Raw genomic sequence first — 14,762 nt, forward strand, 5'->3', positions numbered from 1 at the left:
CCGCAAGACCGAAGAAGCACTCGTCCTGGCCCGTATCGGTTCGCACAGCGAACTGTTCGGATGACCCGAGCGCCGATCCGGGGCGAAGGCGGCGTCACCTCAAGCTTTGTACGCTGAACAACGATTTTCCGGACATAATGTGAACATTGGTGTCAGGCAGCGGCGCGAAGGTACTGGTAGAGGGTTTCGCGGCTGATGCCCATGTCGCGCGCKATGGTCGCCTTGCGTTCACCGGCGGCAACGCGGCGGTGCAGATCGGCAATCATCTCATCCGAGAGCGACCGTTTCCGCCCCCGATAGCGCCGCGCTGCCGAGCGATCGCAATGCCTTCGCGTTGCCGTTCGCGGATCAGRGCGCGCTCGAACTCAGCAAACGCACCCATGACCGAGAGCATCAGATTGGCCATCGGGGAGTCCTCCCCCGAGAAGGACAGGCTTTCCTTCTCAAACTCGATCCGGATACCTCGCTTGGTGAGGCCCTGGACCAGCTTGCGCAGGTCATCCAGATTGCGGGCCAACCGATCCATGCTGTGGACGACGACGGTATCGCCTTCGCGGGCGAAAGTGAGCAGAGCCTCAAGCTGGGGGCGGTTGACGTCCTTGCCCGATGCCTTGTCGGTGAAGGTCCGATCGAGCGACTGACCTTCCAATTGGCGATCCACATTCTGATCGAACGTGCTGACCCGGACATAGCCGATCCGTTGCCCCTTCACTGCGCACTCTCTCCATCAAAATGTCAGGTTGAAATCTATGATACGCAACGACATTCGTCAACAAATTCCGTTTAGTACCCTAATCTGACAGAAACCGCGGTAGCGCCCTGACGTCCGGTTAGGCTATACTCCAGATTGACGACAGAAGATCAAATCCCGCAAAAATAGCGGCCTCACTTGTCCTATACGGACGAAAACTGAAGTGCGTCCAAAATAGGACATTCGGCAACGTCGTCGCCGGTGCATTTGTCTAATGTTGTCGCCAGCGCCGCCTCTATCTTCTGCAAATCGGCAATACGGCGACGGACATCGTCAAGGTGTGCTTGGGTTCTCCCCATCACCTCTGCGCACGTTTGCGCTCCAACGTCGGTCAGCGACAACAAAGACCGAATCTCATCCATCGCAAAGCTCAGATCGCGGGCGCGCAGGATGAACTGCAACCTTTGCACCAGTTCCGGCGAATAGACCCGGTAGCCATTGGCGTTGCGCGCCGGTGCTGGCAGCAATCCGACCTTCTCGTAATAGCGGACGGTTTCGAGATTGCAGCCGGTCCTCCGGGCAAGCTGAGCGCGTAAAATGCCAGATTGTGGCTGCATGAAAAACCTCTTGAGTCTGTACCTACTACAGAGGCTACACTGCGAATCACGAAGGCGGAAGAAAGGATTTGCGGCATGGCCTCAGCGCCTGAATCAGGACAGTCAGCCCTCACTGAAAACGACGAGCCGAAGCGGGCGAACTGGGTCGCCACGGGCGCGCTGATCGGCGCGGGGCTGGCCTCCGCCTGCTGCGTCGTGCCGCTCCTGTTCGTTACGCTTGGCATATCCGGCGCGTGGATCGCCAACCTGACCGCGCTCGAACCTTACAAGCCTTATGTCGCGGCGGTGACGCTGGCTCTGCTCGGCTACGGCTTCTGGCATGTCTATTTCAAGCCGAACCCACCCTGTGAGGACGGCTCATATTGCGCTCGTCCGCAATCGGCCCGCACTACCAAAGCGGTGCTGTGGCTGGGTCTCGCCATCGTCATCCTCGCGCTCACCATCGACTGGTGGGCACCTTGGTTTTATTGAAAGGGTACACCCATGAAGAAGACTATACTCATTGGGCTGGCCGTGCTGGCAACCGCCGGTGGCGGGGTCGCCCTAGCACTTGACAATTCAGCACAGGATCGCCCTGCGGCCACCGCAACCGCTCAGAGGCAAGCCACCTTTGCCATCGAAAACATGACCTGCGCCACCTGCCCGATCACCGTGAAGAAGGCGATGGAAGGCGTGGCAGGTGTCAGCGCGGTGACGGTTGATTTCGCCGCCAAGACCGCGCGCGTAACATATGATCCTCGCCGCGCGAATGCTGCTGCGATTGCCGCTGCGTCGACCAATGCGGGTTATACGGCGCGCGCTATTCAAAACTGAATGACGGCGCCCGTCGCGCCTGAAGAAAGCTGTATCCAATGAACGATTGTTGCAACCGCCCTGGGCGGGATGGATATGACGTGGCCGTCGTCGGTGCGGGCTCGGCGGGTTTTTCCGCCGCGATCACCGCCGCCGAACTCGGGGCGAAAGTCGCGCTGATCGGCCATGGCACGATTGGCGGCACCTGCGTCAATGTCGGCTGCGTTCCGTCCAAGACGCTGATCCGTGCCGCCGAGGCGGTGCACGGTGGGCGAGCCGCCACGCGCTTTCCCGGCCTTGGCGGTAACATTCAACTAGGCGATTGGGCGCAGCTCGCGGCATCAAAGGATGAATTGGTCAGCACGCTGCGCCAGAAAAAATATGTCGATCTTCTGCCCGCCTATTCCGGGGTAAGCTATATCGAGGGCAAGGCACGCTTCGCAGACGGTGCGCTGATCGTTGACGATGTGCCGATAAAAGTCGGCAAGGTCATATTGGCGATGGGTGCGCACGCCGCCGTGCCGCCGATTCCGGGGATGGACAGCGTGCCCTACCTAACCAGCACATCGGCGCTAGCGCTGGATCGCCTGCCCAAATCGCTGCTGGTGATCGGTGGCGGGGTGATTGGGGTTGAACTGGGACAGATGTTTTCGCGTCTGGGCGTTGATGTCACCATCTGCTGCCGAAGCCGCCTGCTTCCCGAAATGGACCCGGAAGTGAGTGCCGCGCTAAAAAACTATTTGGAAGCCGAGGGCGTGCGGGTTTGCGCAGGTGTCGGCTATCAGCGTATCGCCCAAACACAGAGCGGGGTCGAATTGACCTGCGAGGGGCATCGCGACACCGTCGCGGCGGAACAGGTGCTGATTGCCACCGGACGCGACCCAATAGCGACGGGCTTGGGTTGGAGGAGCGCGGCATAGTGCTTGCCCGTAATGGTGGAATCGTCGTCGATGACCACCTCGAAACGTCGGTCTCAGGCATTTACGCGGCGGGCGATGTAACGGGACGGGACCAGTTCGTCTACATGGCCGCCTATGCCGCAAAACTGGCCGCGCGCAACGCGGTGACGGGCAACCAATACCGCTACGACAATTCCGCCATGCCATCCGTCGTTTTCACTGACCCGCAAGTCGCCAGCGCAGGCCTCACTGAAACTACAGCACGGGCGCAAGGCCTGGACATCAAGGTTTCGCTGCTCCCGCTCGACGCTGTGCCAAGGGCACTGGCAGCACGCGATACGCGGGGTCTCATCAAACTGGTTGCCGACAAGGCAAACGACCGTTTGCTGGGTGGCCAGATCATGGCACCCGAAGGCGCGGATTCGATCCAGACACTGGTGCTGGCGATCAAACATGGCATGACCACCCTGGAATTGGGTGCAACGATATTTCCTTACCTGACCACTGTGGAAGGCCTCAAACTGGCGGCCCAAACGTTTGATAAGGATGTCGCCAAACTGTCTTGCTGCGCCGGGTGATTGCTCGGGGATCAATCTACAACGAATAGACACCCTCCAGCGCGAGCCGCTTTGGTGTTAATTTTGTCGTTCGACTCAGCGGGAGAGCAAAATGGCACGGCGCCGACTTCTGACCGGAGACGAGCGACAGCGCCTGTTCGATCCTCCTGTCGAGGAAATCGCGATCATTGGGCATTATACCCTTTCCGCGGAAGATGTTGAATTGGTTGGGCGCCGCTATGGTCCAGCAAATCGCCTCGGTCTGGCTGCACAAATCGCTTTGATGCGACATCCCGGCTTTGGTCTGCAACCCGAGATCGGGCTTCCCGACGTCATTCTTCAGTACCTCGCGGCACAGTTATTCGTCGATCCTTCCTCCTTCTCTGCATATGGTCAGCGCGCGCAAACCCGTACCGATCATGCCGATCTCGTGGCGCGTTATCTTGGCATACGCCCGTTTCGACGCGGCGACCTGGCACTTGCCCTGAATCTTGCCGCGCAGGCCGCCGAGTATACAGACAGAGGTGAACCGATTGTTCGCGCCCTAATGGTTGGCCTGAAGGGTGAGCGGTTCATTCTTCCGTCAGGCGACACGCTGGAACGCGCCGGTCTTGCTGGCCGGGCACGCGCACGCAAAGCTGCCGCAGCCGCAATCGTCGAAGGCCTCAGCTCTGCTGAACTGACACGGCTAGACGAACTCGTAATCAACAACCCGGATTTCGGCATGACGCCGCTGGCGTGGTTGCGTAATTTCAAAGAAGCCCCGACTGCGGCCAATATCAATGGCTTGCTTGAGCGCCTGCGCTATGTTCGCGGCATAAGTGTCGACCCGGCAGTTGGGGGCGCCATTCCGGAATTCCGCTTTACCCAGTTTCTCCGCGAAGGCGGCGTGGCACCGGCATTCCTCCTGTCGGATTACAGTGTCAATCGCAGGCGGGCGACGTTGACGGCCGCAGTGATCGACCTTGAGGCCAGACTTGCCGACGCGGCGGTCCAGATGTTTGACCGGCTTATCGGCGGCATGTTCACGCGTGCCCGACGTGGGCGCGAACGTCGCTATCAAGACAGCATTCAGTCGGTGGGGCAACTTATGCGGCTGTTTGGTGCCACAATCACAGCACTTGATGAGGCTGTCCAGAATGGCGGCGATCCGTTCGAATTGATTGACGAAGCGGTGGGCTGGCACCGACTTGTTGCGGCAAGGGCCCAAGTCGATGCCCTTGCTGATCTTGCCGGCGAGGACGCACTGGTAACGGCAACCGAGCGTTACGCCACGCTACGGCGTTTCAGCCCAGCATTTCTGGACGCTTTCGCGTTCAAGACATCGGGAAGCGGATCGGCACTACTCAAGGCTATCGATGTCATTCGCGATGCGAACACACGAAAGTCGCGCGACCTTCCCGATGGCGTTCCACTGCCATTCCCCAATCGGCAATGGAAGCGCCTCATCACCGAAAACGGCCGTATCGACCGCCGACGTTATGAAATTGCGATCATGGCAACCTTGCGCGATCGTTTGCGCGCCGGTGATGTATGGATCGAGGGAACCCGCAACTATCAGTGCTTCGATGCCTATTTGCTGGGTCGGCGCGACGCCGCCAAAGTGGCCGATGCGCTTCCGTTCGATTCAAATGCTGCGTCCTACCTCGCTGACCGGTCACGAAATCTTGACTGGCGGCTGCGCCGATTTGCCAAACAGTTGAAAGCAAACAAGCTTGAGGGAGTGTCGCTCGAACGAGACCGGCTCAAGCTTCAGAAAATGCCGCCTGTCACCCCACCGGAAGCTGAAGCCCTCGATCGTAAGCTCGATACCCTGCTTCCCCGCGTGCGCATCACCGAGCTGCTGCTTGAAGTCGCCGAACGCACTGGTTTTTTGAACGCATTCCGTGACCTGCGTTCAGGCAAGGAGCATGACAACCCCAGCACGGTACTCGCCGCAATTCTGGCTGACGGCACCAACCTCGGGCTGGAGAGGATGGCCAATGCCAGCGAAGGCGTCAGCTATGCCCAGCTCGCATGGACCCACAACTGGTACCTTTCCCCCGACAATTATCAGGCCGCACTGGCCATGATTATCTCAGCCCACCACGAGTTACCCTTCGCGCGGCATTGGGGTGCTGGCACCAGTTCGTCGTCCGATGGCCAGTTCTTCCGGTCGGGGCGGAGCCGTTCGGGGGCGGCGGACGTCAATGCCAAATATGGAACCGAACCTGGCGTGAAAATCTATTCCCACCTTTCCGATCACTTCGCATCATTCGGATCACGGATCATGTCCGCGACGGCAGGTGAAGCGCCCTACGTGCTCGACGGCCTTGTCCTGGGCGCTGGCAACCTTCCGTTGCATGAGCACTATACCGATACCGGCGGCGCGACCGATCATGTTTTCGCACTCTGCCACCTGCTCGGGTTCCGCTTTGCGCCCCGACTGCGCGATATTGCCGACCGCAAACTGGGTTCGATCGCTGCGCCATCGACATACAAGGGCATCGAAAGCCTGATGGGCCGCACCATCAAAACCGCAGCGATCGAGGCTGATTGGGATGACATCGTCAGGATTGTCGCCTCAATCAAGGATGGCACGGTGGCGCCGTCAGTAATCTTGCGAAAGCTTGCCGCCTACAAACGCCAGAACAGGCTGGATTTTGCATTGGCTGAACTGGGCCGTATCGAGCGCACTTTGTTCACGCTCGATTGGCTCGAACAACCGGAACTGCGCCGTGCCTGTCAGGCCGGTCTCAACAAAGGCGAAGCGCGGCACACGCTTGCCGCCGCCATCTATACCAACCGGCAGGGCCGGTTCACCGATCGCTCGCTGGAAAATCAGGAATTTCGTGCATCTGGGCTGAACTTGCTGATCGCGGCGATTTCCTACTGGAACACGGTCTATCTCGACCGCGCCGCCAAGCACCTCAACGCCGTCGGCACAACGTTCGATGCGGCACTGCTCGCGCACCTGTCTCCGATGGGCTGGGCGCATATCAGCCTGACCGGCGATTACCTCTGGGAACAGGCAAGGCGACTTCCCGCAGGTGAATTCCACCCACTCAACGAGCCAATGGCGCGGTTGAAGCGTGTTGCGTAGCCGATGTTCCGCTTATGTCCGAGAAATCGTTGTCTGGCGCACGAACCTTGAGGTAACGCCTGCACCGGCACGGCATCGAGCATCTCGTCGCTATCCTGCCCCAGCGGCCGCAGCGCGCCGCCGCAGTCGGGACAGGTGCAGTTACCCTGATCGGGCTCGATCCGCTGCTCCTCGCGCGGTAGATGAGCTGGCAGCGTCCGAACCGGTGATGGCCGATCGACGGCTACCGGATCGCCTCTACGCGCGGCGGCGACGATGGCCTCGCCTTCAAGTTCTTCGAGCGCCAGCTCAAGCTGAGCGATCTGGGTATCGAGCTTCTCGGACGACTTGCCGAACTGCATCCGCTTGAGGCGCGCAATCTGCACGCGCAGCGTATCGATCAGGATGTCGCGGGCGGAAATATCGGCGTGGGCAGCCGCCAATGCAGCTTCAAGCTCGGCGATCCGAGCGTCTTTATCAGGGGTGGAAAGGCCTGCGTCCGACACCGCAATCATATAGCAGATCGATCGTCGAAACGCTAATAAAAGCACCAGAAAATGGGCGTTTTACCCTGCCAATGAAGGGGTGAAAGTGCGTTCAGGTCGCCGCCAGTCGATGCCTTCCAAGAGCATCGAAAGCTGGGCTGCGGTCATCACCACCGACCCCATCTTGGTCGATGGCCACACGAAGCGCCCCCGGTCCATCCGCTTGGAAAACAGGCACATGCCCTGGCCGTCGTACCAGAGCAACTTCACCAGATCGCCGCGCTTGCCCCGGAAGGCAAACAGCGCACCGGAATGTGGGCTCTGCTCCAGAACCTGCTGCGTCATCACCGCAAGGCCGTCGAAACCCTTACGCATGTCGGTCGCGCCGCAAGCCAGGAATATCCGCGTCGATGGTGGCAGCGGGATCATCGTGTCAGGATGCCGATCACCCGAGACAGGGCATCGGCATCGACCGTGGCATCCACGCTCACTCTGATACCCGACGGCAGCTCGATGCCAATCACGCTGCCGCTGCGCGCCGCGAGCGTTGGGGCGGGCAAGGCTGGCTGCTCGCTGATCTGCACCTCCGCAAAAACGGGCTCGATCGGCTTGCGCACCCCGGCCAGTTCACCGGACATCGCCTGGCGCCGCCACGTGTAGATCGATCCGCTGCCGACATCATGGCGTTCACAGGCCGCGCGCACGCAGCCCTCCGGGCCAAATGCATCCCGCAGCACGGCCAGCTTCTGATCCACCGTCCAGCGCCGCCGGCCCGACATCCGGCTAACGACTTCTATCCGACTACTCATACGACCGCTCGTATGAGTAGTCGCTGCACAGCTCGCTGAATCCCCGATCTCGTCCGACACCCGCCACCCCGCTAAAGAGCGGCAATCATCCCGGCGAATGCCCGGCATGCAAGGCGGCCGTCAGGCCCCGCTTACTCTGGTTCGCGATCCTGTGGCAGACCGGCGCGCGAACAGAGCATGTGATCATCCGCAATACCGCCAACTATGACGATCTGGCTCACTTCGCACGCATCGAGGAGATGGTGCGAACGCTCAATGCTGTGGGATCACTCGACCGTCAGATCGCGGACGCCCTGACAGCCGAGGGCATCATGAGAAGATCGGCGCTCTGATCTATGCCAACCTCTTCGACAACGAGGGCGAAGACACCTTCTCGCTGATCTGGTCCCGCCCCAACGGCAGGCGCGCCGACTAAGACCCCACGCAAGACCCCGCCACAAGGTCGGGGCCTTGGTCCGTCATGCCTTCACTGTCCGGAGCCGCAGCGAATTGCCGATGACGCTGACGGACGACAGCGCCATCGCGGCAGCAGCGATGATCGGCGACAGCAGCAGCCCAAACGTGGGATAGAGCGCACCGGCCGCAATCGGTACGCCTGCCGCATTGTAGATGAACGCGAAGGCGAGGTTCTGGCGGATGTTGGCCATCGTCGCCTGCGACAGGCGTCGCGCGCGGACAATGCCGGTGAGATCGCCCTTGAGCAGCGTCACGCCCGCACTTTCGATCGCAACGTCGGTCCCCGATCCCATGGCGATACCAACATCGGCGGCGGCAAGCGCCGGCGCGTCATTTACGCCGTCACCCGCCATCGCCACCACCTTGCCCTGCGCCTTCAGGCGCTCGACGACCGCGGCTTTCTGGTCCGGCAGCACATCGGCCTCGACCTCATCGATGCCGAGCTTTCTCGCAACGGCTTCGGCTGTGGTGCGATTGTCACCGGTCAGCATGACGATGCGGATGCCTTCCGCATGCAGGGCCTTCAGTGCCTCAGGCGTGGTCGCCTTGATCGTGTCGGCGATGGCGAAGATGCCGCCGATGGCTTTATCGATGCCGATATAGATGGCGGTTGCGCCGTCGCGGCGTAGCTCATCGGCCTGTGCCGCGAGCGGCGCTGTATCAACCCCATGTTCGGCGAGGAAGGTGGTGCTGCCGAGCACCACATGCCGGCCCTCGACACGACCGATCGCCCCCTTGCCGGTCGGCGAGTCGAAGTCGGCGACATCGGGGATGGTGATCTTTCGCTCGTCGGCAGCCGCCACGATCGCCCGCGCAAGCGGATGCTCGGACGCCTTCTCCACGCCGGCTGCAAGCCGCAGGATGGTCTCCTCGACAAATCGCGGGGCCACGACGATCCGGGTAACGGCCGGTTTGCCTTCGGTAAGCGTCCCGGTTTTGTCGACCACCAGAGTATCGATCTTCTCCATCCGCTCGAGCGCCTCCGCGTTCTTGATCAGAACGCCGGCGGCCGCCCCCTTGCCGATACCCACCATGATCGACATCGGCGTCGCGAGCCCGAGCGCGCAGGGGCAGGCAATGATCAGCACGGAAACGGCCGCGATCAGGCCATGCGCCAGCCGCGGCTCCGGCCCCCATACACCCCAGGCCGCGAAGGCGAGCAGCGCGACGGCGATGACGACCGGCACGAACCAGCCCGACACCTGATCAGCCATGCGCTGGATCGGCGCGCGCGAGCGCTGGGCATCCGCGACCATCTGGACGATGCGGGCGAGCATGGTGTCGCGCCCGACTTTTTCAGCCCGGATGACGAGCGCGCCGGTCTGGTTCAGCGTACCTCCTACGACCGCTTCGCCGACTACACGCGTCACCGGCATGGATTCGCCGGTCACCATCGATTCATCGATCGATGAGCGACCCTGCTCGACCACGCCGTCAACCGGCACGGTTTCACCGGGCCGGACCCTGAGCCGATCACCGATGACGACGGCTTCGACAGGAATATCCTCTTCAGCATCGTTCCGCCCGATCCGCCGGGCGGTTTTCGGCGCGAGATTGAGAAGCGCGCGGATTGCGCCGGAGGTCTGCTCCCGGGCGCGCAGTTCCATGACCTGACCGAGCAGCACCAGCACGGTGATCACGGCCGCGGCCTCATAGTAGACCGCGACCGTGCCATCGGCGCCTCGGAAAGCCTGCGGGTAGAGCTGCGGCGCGAATGTCGCGACGATGCTGTAGCCCCAGGCGACCCCGGTGCCCATCGCGATCAGCGTGAACATGTTGAGGCTGCGGTTGACGATCGACGCCCAGCCACGTTCGAAGAACGGCCATCCGGCCCACAGGACCACCGGCGTCGCCAGCGCGAACTGGATCCAGATCGAGATGCGCATCGGCACCAAATGGTGCAGCGCCGGGATCAGGTGACCGCCCATCTCCAGCAGGAACACGGGCAAGGCGAGCACGAGGCCGATCCAGAAGCGTCGGGTCATATCGGCGAGTTCGGGGCTTGGTCCGGCATCCGCCGCCGCGATCAGCGGCTCCAGCGCCATGCCGCAGATCGGGCAACTACCCGGCGCATCCCGGCGGATTTCCGGATGCATCGGGCATGTCCAGATCGTCCCTTCCGTTGCGGTTGCCGTTACTGCCGCAACGTGGTGATGCTCATGGGTATCAGGTCCATGCGTGTGGCTATGGTGGGAATGATCGCCATGGGCGGCAGCACCCTCATGGTGATGTGCAGCATGCGCTGCCAGTGCCGCATAATGCACGGGGTCGGCGTCGAACTTCGCCTTGCAGCCGGCCGAGCAGAAGACGTAGCGCTCGCCTTCATACTCAGCATTGTGAGCGGTCCTGGCGGGATCGACCACCATGCCGCAGACCGGATCATGGTCGACGTGACCGGACGGCGTTTCGCCGTCCGGCTCATGATGGTGATGATGGCCGTGCGCCCCAGTCACCTCGGCGGCGCGTTCGCTCTTCTGATCGTCGTCGGCCATTCATCACCTTTCGCACGCCGCGCGTGCCTTCCGGTCTTTGTTCACTCCTCGATCAGATGGAACTCTTCGAGCAGCTTGGCGATCTCGGTGCCTTCGAGCTTCTTCATCAGCAGCTTGCGCAGGAAGGCCGGCCCGGGAAGATCGATGCCCTTGCCGTCCCGCAGCGGACCGATCGCAGCAAGAAGTGTACGGATATCATAGGTCGAGTTGAAGACCTCGGGCACGCCGCGCTCGACATTCATCAGCGTGTAGACGGCCTCCATCGGGGTTCTCACCGAATATTCCGTGGTGAAGATGCAGTCCCGCTGCTTCGACTCCGCGAACTGGCCGATGAAGGCGAAGTTGACCGCGCCCTCCGGCACCACGTCCGGCCGGTCACCCGCCTGGCGCGGCATGAAGAAGGCGGTAATATAGGGCATCATCGTGGGAACGGTGCTGGCGCCGGATGCCGCGAGTTCGGGAATGTCCTCGACCGGCACGCCGAGGTGATAGAGCCATTCCTGGGTGATCTCCTCACCGGTGCATTCCTGCATCGGCTTCTTCACGAAGTCGCCGGGGCAATCGACAAAGAGCGCGTAGAACCAGGCGATCATCTGATCTTTGGGCTGCTTCTTGAAATGCGGCTGGCGATGAACCGTCCAGCTCAGCAGCCACGCCGAGTCCTTCACCGTGACGATACCGGCGGAGACGATCTTGCCGGTAAAGGGGTTCCGCTTCGTGATCTTCTCGACATAGGCCGGAATGCGGGCGTCGAGGGCAGTGATCGACGCGGAGGCCCATTTCGTCTCCGGGATATGGGCGCCGAATACGTCCGGGCGGCCGAAGGCCGGATCCTTCGCCGCGATCCGCCGCCACAGGTCCCAGGCCGGCGCCGGTCCTTCGTTGAGCTTCGCCGGTGTCCTGTGGTCGCCATTGTCGGAATTCTCGGTCAGCGAGCCGATGGTGATGAAGACGAGATCGTCGGGCCCGAGATCAATGCCGCCTTCGACGCCGCGCTCCTTCCAGTGGATGCGCGTCGCCTGCTTGGAGCCGGGCTGGATGTCGAAATCGACATCGGTGACCTCGACGCCGTAGCGGAATTTAACCCCGTGATCGGTCAGCCACTTCACCAGCGGCAGGACCATCGATTCATACTGGTTGTAGCGATTGAACTTGAGCGAGGAAAAGTCGGCGAGACTGCCGATGTGATGGATGAAGCGGTGCAGGTAGAGCTTCATCTCCAGCGCGGAATGCCATTCCTCGAAGGCGAACATGGTGCGCCAGTAGAGCCAGAAATTGCTCTTGAGGAAGTCCTCGCCGAAGACCTCGTTGATGCGCTTGTTCTCCATCTCCTCCCGCGTCGCAAGGAAGACCGAGAGGAGATCCTTCTGCGCCTTGTCGTTGAGCGTTAGCAGCGCCTTGTCGGGCACGTCCTGACCCTGGTTCTGCGTCGTTCGCTGCAGCGAAAAGTTGGGATCGTCCTTGTTGAGCCGGTAGAACTCGTCGAGCACGCTGGCATCCTCGATCTCCAGCGAGGGGATCGAGCGATAGAGGTCCCACAGGCACTCGAAATGCTCCTCCATCTCGCGGCCGCGCGAATGACGAAGCCCTTTTCGGGCACGTCCAGACCATCGAGCGCGCCGCCGGGGATTTCCAGCTCTTCCAATATGGTGATGCGGTCGCCCGAAACGCCGCCGTCGCGGATCAGGAAGGCGGCGCCGGCGAGCCCCGCGAGGCCCGAGCCGACGAACCACGCCGTCTTTTTGTCGGCGCCTTCCGGCTTGCGTGGACGGACAAAGGCTTCATAGTTTCCACTGCTATAATGCATGGCAAACTCCTGTTTTTCTTGTTGGGATCAGTCGGCGGGCTTGTAGCTGTAGAAGCCTTCGCCCGACGCGATGCCGAGCTTGCCCTTGTCGATGTAGTTTTCCTTCAGCCACGCGGCGAGCGACTGTGCGTGCTCATCACCGTGCGACAGGATGTTGTAGGGGGTGTTCAATCCGATGATGTCGTAGATCTGGAACGGCCCCATCGGCGCGCCGGTGGCGATCCGCCAGACCTTGTCGACATCTTCCGGCTCGGCATAGCCGCCGGCAGCCAGATCGGTGGCCGCGTTCAGGAACGGCACCAGCAGGGAGTTGAGGACGTAGCCCGCTTTTTCCTTGCGCACCGGGATCGGCACCATGCCGATCGCGGAGGAGAAGGCGATCAGGGTATCGAACACGGCCGGATCGGTGTCGTCCGTACCCATCACCTCGGCAGTGTTGAACTTCCAGATGCTGTTGGCGAAGTGCAGCGCCAGGAAACGGTCCGGGCGGCCGGTGAAGGCTTTGAGGTCGCTCGGCAGCAAAGTCGAGCTATTGGTGGCGAAGATCGTTCTGTCAGGCGCGAGCGCCGCCAGCTTCTCGTAGAGCGCCTGCTTGATCTCGAGCACTTCCGGAACCGCTTCGATGACCAGATCGGCATTCGCAACCGCAGCCCCAAGATCGGCGGTGAGCGTGATGCGTCTCGAAGCTTCGGCTGCCTTGCCGTCAGCCGCACCCGTCACCTCTTTCACGTAGGTTTCTACAAGCGTTTCGAACCGATGCCTCGCCTGGTCGAGTGCTTCGTCGCTGATCTCATAAGCGGTAACGTCAAAGCCACTATAGGCGGCCTGGAAGGCGATCTGGCTGCCGAGGACACCGGTGCCTAGCACCGTCACTTTCAGGATGTCGCTCATTCATTCTCTTCCTTGCGTCGGGTTTCATAGAGAAACGGCGCAGCGACTTCGGCGGGCACGCGAACCAGCTTGCCGGTAGCTTTCTCGATGAGCACCCATTGCGACAGGGCCGCGACGAGCGTCTGACCGTTACTGTCTTTGAACTCGACGCACCGGGCGTATCTCGCTCCGCGCGGCTTCCCTTCGACCCAGGTTATGGCAAAGGTCTCTTCGCCCGCCCGGATATTGCCGCGGTAATCGACCTCGTGCCTGAGCACCATAGCAACATAGGTGTCGGCATCCCTCGGACGCGCGGCTGTCAGCCAGTGCGCCACCGACACATCCTGAATCCAGGTCACCCAGACCGCATTGTTGACATGGCCGAGTTCATCGATGTCTTCTTCGGTTGCCTGGAAACGGATATGGAAGCGCCGACGTTCGTCCACTTTTCCAGCCAAGGGCACGCCTGAAGCATCGCAGCCGATCCTGCGGCGTCCTTCGCCAGGAAGGCTCATGACCGGGTGGATGGCGCATCGAGGCCTGCCATCGCGCGAAAGAAGCCGACAAGCATTTGCTCTCGGGGAATAGCGCCTTCGACATCGCCCTGGACCGCCAGTCCCATCCACAGTGCATAGAGGCCGATCCCGGTCTGCAGCGGCGGCAAGGCAGGCCGAAGCGCAAAGCGCCGCGTCAGATCCGCCACAAGTTCTCCGAACAAATGGTGGCAGGCGGCCTTTCCTTCGCGATGCCGTTCAGCGAACGCGGGGTCCCGCCGCGCATGAAGCTGCAATTCGATCGAAAGCAGCGACCAATGCTGTTCGTCAGCCAGCTTAGCCAGCCGCGCCGCAAGCACTTGCAGAGTCGCCTCGATATCATCGCCGGAGCAGTGGGCGACCAGATCGCGCAGAAGCACGACCTCGTCCTGGATATGAGCCTGCAGAATCTCGACCAGCAGATCGTCCTTGCTTGCAAAATTCGAATAGAAGGCCCCCTGCGAATGACCCGCTGCACTACAGATGTTGCGGATCGACATGGTCGCCACCCCTTCTTCCACAATGGACGAATGTGCTGCGGCGAGCAGCTTATCCCGCGTCTGGCGCTGCGTTTCCTTTCGCGTGAGGCGCATGAGCGATCGACCTCCAATTCAGCACGGCATGGAAACCTTTTACCCATGTCGGCGTTCACCGTAAAACCAGATATCACCTGATATCTCGAATGCAACGAAA

The 14,762-nt window shown here is 61.4% G+C and carries 14 protein-coding genes and 3 pseudogenes; 6 read left to right on the forward strand and 11 right to left on the reverse strand.

What is annotated here, in order from left to right:
- Nucleotides 1-152: 152 nt before the first annotated feature.
- The 3 genes from BF95_RS31160 to BF95_RS17025 form a co-directional block, all read right to left on the reverse strand.
- Complete coding sequence (locus BF95_RS31160) at nucleotides 153-266, reverse strand: helix-turn-helix domain-containing protein (RefSeq protein ID WP_423349404.1); 114 nt, start codon at nucleotides 264-266, stop codon at nucleotides 153-155.
- Entirely contained in the window at nucleotides 263-712 is a 450-nt protein-coding gene (locus BF95_RS17020) for a recombinase family protein (protein WP_443018387.1), read from the reverse strand. Before BF95_RS17020 ends, BF95_RS31160 begins: the two co-directional genes overlap by 4 nt.
- 182 nt (nucleotides 713-894) lie before the next feature.
- Complete coding sequence (locus BF95_RS17025; RefSeq protein WP_007015439.1) at nucleotides 895-1,308, reverse strand: MerR family transcriptional regulator; 414 nt, start codon at nucleotides 1,306-1,308, stop codon at nucleotides 895-897.
- Nucleotides 1,309-1,383: 75 nt separating this feature from the next.
- On the opposite strand from BF95_RS17025, the gene BF95_RS17030 reads away from it, so the two are divergent.
- The 5 genes and pseudogenes from BF95_RS17030 (at nucleotide 1,384) to BF95_RS17045 (ending at nucleotide 6,638) form a co-directional block, all read left to right on the forward strand.
- The gene (locus BF95_RS17030; RefSeq protein WP_007015440.1) at nucleotides 1,384-1,779 is read left to right on the forward strand and encodes a mercuric transporter MerT family protein; all 396 of its coding nucleotides are present in this window, start codon (nucleotides 1,384-1,386) and stop codon (nucleotides 1,777-1,779) included.
- Nucleotides 1,780-1,791: 12 nt separating this feature from the next.
- Complete coding sequence (locus tag BF95_RS26525; protein ID WP_081096816.1) at nucleotides 1,792-2,121, forward strand: heavy-metal-associated domain-containing protein; 330 nt, start codon at nucleotides 1,792-1,794, stop codon at nucleotides 2,119-2,121.
- 38 nt (nucleotides 2,122-2,159) lie between these two features.
- Nucleotides 2,160-3,082: pseudogene (locus BF95_RS17040) on the forward strand (dihydrolipoyl dehydrogenase family protein); the annotation flags it as partial.
- Nucleotides 3,083-3,199: 117 nt separating this feature from the next.
- On the forward strand, nucleotides 3,200-3,577 hold the full coding sequence (locus BF95_RS31165; protein ID WP_443018388.1) for a hypothetical protein: 378 nt from the start codon (nucleotides 3,200-3,202) through the stop codon (nucleotides 3,575-3,577).
- Between the two features lie 91 nt (nucleotides 3,578-3,668).
- On the forward strand, nucleotides 3,669-6,638 hold the full coding sequence (locus BF95_RS17045; RefSeq protein ID WP_030089545.1) for a Tn3 family transposase: 2,970 nt from the start codon (nucleotides 3,669-3,671) through the stop codon (nucleotides 6,636-6,638).
- A gap of 59 nt (nucleotides 6,639-6,697) precedes the next feature.
- Here BF95_RS17045 and BF95_RS26530 read toward each other — a convergent pair.
- The 3 genes and pseudogenes from BF95_RS26530 to tnpA form a co-directional block, all read right to left on the reverse strand.
- Nucleotides 6,698-7,132 (reverse strand): annotated as a pseudogene (locus tag BF95_RS26530) (IS66 family transposase); the annotation flags it as partial.
- 51 nt (nucleotides 7,133-7,183) lie between these two features.
- Complete coding sequence (tnpB, locus tag BF95_RS17050; RefSeq protein WP_043152846.1) at nucleotides 7,184-7,531, reverse strand: IS66 family insertion sequence element accessory protein TnpB; 348 nt, start codon at nucleotides 7,529-7,531, stop codon at nucleotides 7,184-7,186.
- Entirely contained in the window at nucleotides 7,528-7,911 is a 384-nt protein-coding gene (tnpA, locus tag BF95_RS17055) for an IS66-like element accessory protein TnpA (protein WP_043152849.1), read from the reverse strand. The genes tnpB and tnpA overlap by 4 nt, the downstream gene beginning before the upstream one ends.
- A 179-nt stretch (nucleotides 7,912-8,090) precedes the next feature.
- On the opposite strand from tnpA, the gene BF95_RS17060 reads away from it, so the two are divergent.
- The gene (locus tag BF95_RS17060; protein WP_235209816.1) at nucleotides 8,091-8,243 is read left to right on the forward strand and encodes a hypothetical protein; all 153 of its coding nucleotides are present in this window, start codon (nucleotides 8,091-8,093) and stop codon (nucleotides 8,241-8,243) included.
- A gap of 126 nt (nucleotides 8,244-8,369) precedes the next feature.
- Here the strand turns inward: BF95_RS17060 and BF95_RS17065 are convergent, their stop codons facing one another.
- The 5 genes and pseudogenes from BF95_RS17065 to BF95_RS17085 all read right to left on the reverse strand — a co-directional run bounded on the left by BF95_RS17065 (nucleotide 8,370) and on the right by BF95_RS17085 (nucleotide 14,662).
- Complete coding sequence (locus tag BF95_RS17065; RefSeq protein ID WP_043152851.1) at nucleotides 8,370-10,859, reverse strand: heavy metal translocating P-type ATPase; 2,490 nt, start codon at nucleotides 10,857-10,859, stop codon at nucleotides 8,370-8,372.
- A 41-nt stretch (nucleotides 10,860-10,900) separates the two neighbouring features.
- Nucleotides 10,901-12,666 (reverse strand): annotated as a pseudogene (locus BF95_RS17070) (oleate hydratase).
- A 27-nt stretch (nucleotides 12,667-12,693) separates the two neighbouring features.
- The gene (locus BF95_RS17075; protein ID WP_043152852.1) at nucleotides 12,694-13,557 is read right to left on the reverse strand and encodes a 3-hydroxyacyl-CoA dehydrogenase; all 864 of its coding nucleotides are present in this window, start codon (nucleotides 13,555-13,557) and stop codon (nucleotides 12,694-12,696) included.
- Nucleotides 13,554-14,051: an acyl-CoA thioesterase gene (locus BF95_RS17080; protein ID WP_004207018.1), complete on the reverse strand. Its 498-nt coding sequence runs from the start codon at nucleotides 14,049-14,051 to the stop codon at nucleotides 13,554-13,556. Before BF95_RS17080 ends, BF95_RS17075 begins: the two co-directional genes overlap by 4 nt.
- Complete coding sequence (locus tag BF95_RS17085; RefSeq protein WP_043152853.1) at nucleotides 14,048-14,662, reverse strand: TetR/AcrR family transcriptional regulator; 615 nt, start codon at nucleotides 14,660-14,662, stop codon at nucleotides 14,048-14,050. Before BF95_RS17085 ends, BF95_RS17080 begins: the two co-directional genes overlap by 4 nt.
- Nucleotides 14,663-14,762: the final 100 nt, after the last annotated feature.

The organism is Sphingobium sp. Ant17, from assembly GCF_000588875.1.
Lineage (GTDB): Bacteria > Pseudomonadota > Alphaproteobacteria > Sphingomonadales > Sphingomonadaceae > Sphingobium.

Coding starts and splice junctions, on each gene's coding strand:
- BF95_RS17025 (WP_007015439.1), bottom strand. CDS start 1,308: ATGCAGCCACAATCTGGCATTTTACGCGCTCAGCTTGCCCGGAGGACC.
- BF95_RS17075 (WP_043152852.1), bottom strand. CDS start 13,557: ATGAGCGACATCCTGAAAGTGACGGTGCTAGGCACCGGTGTCCTCGGC.
- BF95_RS17065 (WP_043152851.1), bottom strand. CDS start 10,859: ATGGCCGACGACGATCAGAAGAGCGAACGCGCCGCCGAGGTGACTGGG.
- tnpA (WP_043152849.1), bottom strand. CDS start 7,911: ATGAGTAGTCGGATAGAAGTCGTTAGCCGGATGTCGGGCCGGCGGCGC.
- tnpB (WP_043152846.1), bottom strand. CDS start 7,531: ATGATCCCGCTGCCACCATCGACGCGGATATTCCTGGCTTGCGGCGCG.
- BF95_RS17085 (WP_043152853.1), bottom strand. CDS start 14,662: ATGCGCCTCACGCGAAAGGAAACGCAGCGCCAGACGCGGGATAAGCTG.
- BF95_RS17030 (WP_007015440.1), top strand. CDS start 1,384: ATGGCCTCAGCGCCTGAATCAGGACAGTCAGCCCTCACTGAAAACGAC.
- BF95_RS17045 (WP_030089545.1), top strand. CDS start 3,669: ATGGCACGGCGCCGACTTCTGACCGGAGACGAGCGACAGCGCCTGTTC.
- BF95_RS17080 (WP_004207018.1), bottom strand. CDS start 14,051: ATGAGCCTTCCTGGCGAAGGACGCCGCAGGATCGGCTGCGATGCTTCA.
- BF95_RS31165 (WP_443018388.1), top strand. CDS start 3,200: ATGCCATCCGTCGTTTTCACTGACCCGCAAGTCGCCAGCGCAGGCCTC.
- BF95_RS26525 (WP_081096816.1), top strand. CDS start 1,792: ATGAAGAAGACTATACTCATTGGGCTGGCCGTGCTGGCAACCGCCGGT.